Annotated in this window: 5 protein-coding genes; 1 reads left to right on the forward strand and 4 read right to left on the reverse strand. The window is 66.3% G+C overall.

All coding sequences use genetic code 11. From position 1 onward, the window contains the following. The coding region (purB, locus tag ELR45_RS14320) for an adenylosuccinate lyase (protein ID WP_240759712.1) at positions 1 to 1,085 on the reverse strand (1,085 nt) is incomplete at its 3' end. Positions 1,086 to 1,405: 320 nt separating this feature from the next. Between purB and ELR45_RS14325 the strand changes: the two genes are divergently transcribed. Further along, the gene (locus ELR45_RS14325; protein ID WP_240759713.1) at positions 1,406 to 2,191 is read left to right on the forward strand and encodes an LLM class F420-dependent oxidoreductase; all 786 of its coding nucleotides are present in this window, start codon (positions 1,406 to 1,408) and stop codon (positions 2,189 to 2,191) included. Between the two features lie 20 nt (positions 2,192 to 2,211). On the opposite strand, the gene ELR45_RS14330 is transcribed toward ELR45_RS14325, so the two are convergent. From ELR45_RS14330 to ELR45_RS35205, 3 genes are all read right to left on the reverse strand, one after another. Next, complete coding sequence (locus ELR45_RS14330) at positions 2,212 to 3,285, reverse strand: methyltransferase (protein ID WP_129667005.1); 1,074 nt, start codon at positions 3,283 to 3,285, stop codon at positions 2,212 to 2,214. A 95-nt stretch (positions 3,286 to 3,380) separates the two neighbouring features. Next, entirely contained in the window at positions 3,381 to 4,145 is a 765-nt protein-coding gene (locus tag ELR45_RS14335; protein ID WP_129667006.1) for an amino acid ABC transporter ATP-binding protein, read from the reverse strand. Continuing rightward, a partial coding sequence (locus tag ELR45_RS35205) for an amino acid ABC transporter permease (RefSeq protein ID WP_205856585.1) occupies positions 4,142 to 4,985 on the reverse strand: 844 nt, incomplete at its 5' end. The genes ELR45_RS14335 and ELR45_RS35205, both read right to left, overlap by 4 nt.

The following is a 4,985-nucleotide window of genomic DNA, read 5'->3' on the forward strand; positions in this document are numbered from 1 at the left end:
GCGCCGAACTCGTCGAGCACGGTCAGGAAGGTCTCGAACAGTCCGTCGACAGCGAAGAAGCCGTCGGGAAGGGCGACCCGCCGCACCACCGAGCAGAAGACGTCGCCCTCGTTCCACTGGGCGCCGGCCAGCTCGCCGGCCATCGACGCGTAACCGCGCAGGACGACGGCGAGCCCGTTGACCCGCTCACAGGAACGGGTGTTCATCTTGTGCGGCATCGCACTGGAACCGACCTGTCCAGCCTGGAAACCCTCCGTGACGAGTTCTTGGCCGGCCATCAGCCGGACCGTCGTGGCCAGACTGGAAGGGCCGGCCGCAGCCTGGACGAGTGCGGAGAGGACGTCGTGGTCGAGTGAGCGTGGGTAGATCTGGCCGACGCTGGTCAGTACGCGGGTGCAGCCGAGATGCGTGGAGATCCGGCGCTCTAGGTCGGCTAACTTCGCCGGGTCGCCGCCGAGTAGATCCAGCATGTCCTGCGCGGTCCCGACGGGGCCCTTGATGCCACGCAGCGGGTAGCGATCGATGAGGTCGGTGAGGCGGTCGTAGGCGATCAGCAGTTCGTCGGCCGCCGAGGCGAACCGCTTGCCCAGGGTGGTGGCCTGCGCCGCGACGTTGTGACTCCGTCCGGCCATGACCACGCTGGAGTGCTCGCCTGCCCGCGCGGCGAGCCGGACCAGCGTCGCGACGATGCTGTCCCGCACGTGCTCGAGCGAGCGCCGGATCTGCAGCTGCTCCACGTTCTCGGTCAGGTCACGGCTGGTCATGCCCTTGTGAACATGCTCATGCCCGGCCAGCGCGTTGAACTCTTCGATGCGAGCCTTGACGTCGTGCCGGGTGATGCGCTCCCGGGCGGCGATGCTGTCGAGGTTGACGTCGTGCTGGACCGACTCGTAGTCCTCGACGACGCCGTCGGGGATGTCGACGCCTAGTTCGCGCTGGGCACGGAGGACAGCCAGCCAGAGTTGGCGCTCAAGCACGATCTTGTGCTCGGCGGACCAGAGCCGCGTGAGCTCCGGTGAGGCGTAACGACTGGCGAGGACATCGCGGACGAGCGGCTTCTCAGAAGCGGGCAGGTTCTCAGGCACGACAGCTATTCTCCCGGTACGGAACCGTTCGGACATACACGGGTACGTATAGATCCATACGGATGGGAGCGGAGCGCGCCGGATGTCGTCGTTGCAGCTGTGCGCCGCACCAGACTATTCCCGGTTCAGCTGACGGGGGACATGGATGTCCGGTAGCGCCGCCGTAGGTATTGTCAGTCGCGCAGTGACAGCGGCGACTCTTCTATGGAGGAGACCGGCTCAGCGGCGGCTGCGTGTTCTCGGGTCCGCGCCAGAGGCGGCCGCGTCGTTGTGATCGTGAACAAGTGACTTGTGACGAAGGGGCAACAATGAGCCGACCGATGCGTATCGGTGTCCAGATCCAGCCTCAGCACGCGGACTACAAGCAGATCCGCCAGGCGGTGGCGGACGCGGAAGAGGCAGGCGTCGACATCGTCTTCAACTGGGACCACTTCTTCCCGCTCAGCGGTGATGCCGATGGAAAGCACTTCGAATGCTGGACCATGCTCGGTGCATGGGCCGAGGCGACGTCACGGGTGGAGATCGGTGCGCTGGTCAGCTGCAACAGCTACCGCAATCCCGATCTGCTGGCCGATATGGCGCGTACAGTCGACCACATCAGCGGCGGCCGGCTGATCCTGGGGATCGGCGGCGGCTGGTTCCAGCGGGATTACGACGAGTACGGATATGAGTTCGGCACCCCGGGTTACCGCTTGGACGACCTTGCCCAGGCGCTGCCGCGGATCCGGTCGAGGTGGGAGAGACTGAACCCGCAACCGCTGCGGGACATCCCGATCCTGATCGGCGGTGGCGGTGAGAAGAAGACGCTGCGCATGGTGGCCGAGCACGCGGACATCTGGCACAGCTTCTCCGACGCGCAGACGCTCGCCCGTAAGAGCGCGATCCTGGCCGACCACTGCGCCGACGTGGGCAGCGATCCGGCCGGGATCGAGCGGTCGACCGGTGTCCGCGGCCTCGACAACAGTTCACCCGACGAGGCTGCCGCTGAACTGATCGACGCCGGCGCGAGCCTGTTCACCATCGGTGTCAGCGGGCCGTCGTACGATCTGGGCGCCGTCCGGGACTGGGTGGCCTGGCGCGACGAGTACAACGCCGCCATCCGTTAGAGGTCGTGGTCGCGCGATCTCTAACTCGGTGTCACCACGGGTTCGGGTGCGGCTTCGATCAGGAAGAAGCCCACATGTTGAGGCAGCGGGTCGATGCGGGTGATGGCGAAGCCGGAACGCTCGCACAGTTCGGTGAACTCAGCGCTGGTACGTTCTCGGCCGCCGATATTGACGAGCATGTTCAGGTCGCTGAGATAGATGCCGGCCCGGGCGTCTTCGGGGACTACCTCGGGTAGAACGGGTTCGATGATCAGCAGCCGGCCGTGTTCGGGAAGAACCGCGTGGCAGTTGTGAAGGATGGTGCCGGCCGCGTCGTCGTTCCAGTCGTGCAGGATGCTTTTGAGGAGAACGAGGTCAGCTCCTGCCGGTATGTGGTGGAAGAAATCCCCGTGGACAACATCGCATCGGTCCGAGAGCTCTGCTGCGCTGATCGTGTCAACAGCCTGGGCAGCGCCCTCGGGGGTGTCGTACACGAAGCCGCGCAGGTGGGCGTTGCGGGTGAGGATAGCCGAGAGCAGGGAGCCGTCACCACCGCCCACGTCGGCCACCACGCTGTATCTGTCGAAGTTGTAGTGGTCGGGCAAGCTGGCGGCAACTGCGCGCGTGGCCTGGCTCATCGAGGCGTTGAATAGTGCCGAGAGTTCCGGCTGCCCGGCCAGATGGTCGAAGAAGGGCACACCGAAGATCTCGGCGAACTGGGGCTCGCCGGTGTGCACCGCAGTGTCCAGGTGGTTCCACGCGCCGAGCATGGCCGGATCGGTGAACATCCGCGCAAAGCCGTGCAGCGAACGTGGGTGGTCGCGGCGTAGCAGTCCGCCGGCTTCGGTCAGGGCGAACTGGTCCGGATGCTGTTCGGCGCACAGGCCGAGCGCGGCAAGAGCCCGTAACAACCGGCGCATGGGCTGCACGGAAACGTCGCACCGCTGGGCGAGATCCGCTGCGTGGACAGTGGACTCGCCGAGCGCATCGGCGATGCCCAGCTTGGTGGTTGTCGCCACCACTTGTGCCGCCATGCCCCCCAGGATCGAGCGCATGACCGTTGTCCGAGCGTCCCCCGCAGGGGCCGGCTGCTCCGGGGTCGTCGGTTGTGTCATGTTCGGGTGGCCTCCACAGATGATGTTGAGAACCATTGTATTGCGCGTTCCGGATTCGTCCGGGTCGGGGCATGACCCGGGTGGGTGTGCGTGAGTCAGAGGCGTCCGGCGTCGATGATGCGGGCGAGGAACTGCCGGGTCCGCGGCTCGACGGGGTCGCCCAGCACCTGCTCGGGCGGCCCTTGCTCCAGGACTACGCCGTTGTCGAGGAAGCACACGTGGTCGGCGACCTGCTTTGCGAACCCCATCTCGTGGGTCGCCATCAGGATGGTCATGCCCTGCTCGGCCAGCTCGCGTACCAACCGCAGCACGTCCCCGACGAGCTCCGGATCCAGCGCACTGGTGATCTCGTCCAGCAACAACAGCCGCGGGCCGGTGGCGAGCGCTCGCACGATCGCCGCTCGTTGCTGCTGGCCACCGGAAAGGCGATCCGGGTACTCGTCGGCCTTGTCGGCGAGGCCGACCCTGCTGAGCAGCTCATGGGCGCGGGCGACGGCCTCATCACGCCGGACGCCATGCACCACCTGCGGGGCAAGGGTGACGTTGTCCAGCACGGTCATGTGCGGGAACAAGTTGTAGGCCTGGAACACCACGCCGATGCGGCGGCGTACGTGGTCGGCATTCACCCGCGGGTCGGTGATGTCCTGCCCGTCAAGCGTGATCACACCGTCGTCTATGACCTCCAGGAGGTTGACACAGCGCATCAGGGTCGACTTGCCGGAGCCGGACGATCCGATCACGGTGACGACCTGGTGCTCCGCGACTTCAAGGCTGATCCCGCGCAAGACCTGGTGCTCACCGAAGAACTTGACCACGCCATCGACGGACAGCACGGACGTGTCAGTCTCCGTCGCCGTCATACCAGGCCTCCTCCCTGTTGACGTCGGGCGGCGCGGCTGGTCACCCAGTCCGCGAGTCGCGCCGAGGGCACCGCCAGCAGGACGAACAGCAGGCCGGCTACCACGTAAGGGGTGAAGTTGAACGTCTGCGCCTGTTCGATCTGCGCCTTCCGGATGGCGTCCACCGCGCCCAGCACGGAGATCAACCCGACGTCTTTCTGAAGAGCGACGAAGTCGTTGAGCAACGGTGGCGTCACCTTCCGCACCGCCTGGGGCAGGACGACGATCCGTGTCGTCTGCCGGTAGGTCAGCCCGAGTGAGCGCGCCGCGGCTCGCTGGCTGGGATGTACCGCCTCGATGCCGGCTCGGAATACCTCGGCGACGTAGGCCGAATAGGTGAGGACGAGGGCGATGGTGCCGAGCACCGCGGCCTCGGTCGGGAGCCAGTCGATCCGTAGCGCCGGCAGACCGAAACCCACCAGGTACAGCACGATCAGCAGCGGCATCCCGCGGAACAGGTCGGTATACACCGTGGACAGCAAGCGCAGTGGCAGGAACACCGGTCCCTGCAAGGTACGCAGCAACGCCAGCGCAAGCGCGACGATGACGACGGCGACTGCGGCGACGGCGAGCACCCGGACGTTGAGCCAGAGCCCGTCCAGGATGGTGGGCAGGACCTCCCACCCGTACGAGACGTCGAAGAACGTCGCCTTGGTCCGCTCCCAGCCGGGGGCGTTGGTCACTGTCAGGAACCCGACGGCGGCGAATGCCACCGTGCTGATTAGGGCAACCGCGGTGGATCGGCGAGCACGGGACCGCCGGTACGCCCGGCGGTCCCGTTCGATGGCACTCGGTGTGAAA

This window comes from Phytoactinopolyspora endophytica, from assembly GCF_004138495.1.
Classification (GTDB): Bacteria; Actinomycetota; Actinomycetes; order Jiangellales; family Jiangellaceae; genus Phytoactinopolyspora; species Phytoactinopolyspora endophytica.

Bases quoted from the DNA above. Each gene is read 5' to 3' on its own strand.
- ELR45_RS14330 (WP_129667005.1), bottom strand. From the start codon at position 3,285: ATGACACAACCGACGACCCCGGAGCAGCCGGCCCCTGCGGGGGACGCT.
- ELR45_RS14325 (WP_240759713.1), top strand. From the start codon at position 1,406: ATGCGTATCGGTGTCCAGATCCAGCCTCAGCACGCGGACTACAAGCAG.
- ELR45_RS14335 (WP_129667006.1), bottom strand. From the start codon at position 4,145: ATGACGGCGACGGAGACTGACACGTCCGTGCTGTCCGTCGATGGCGTG.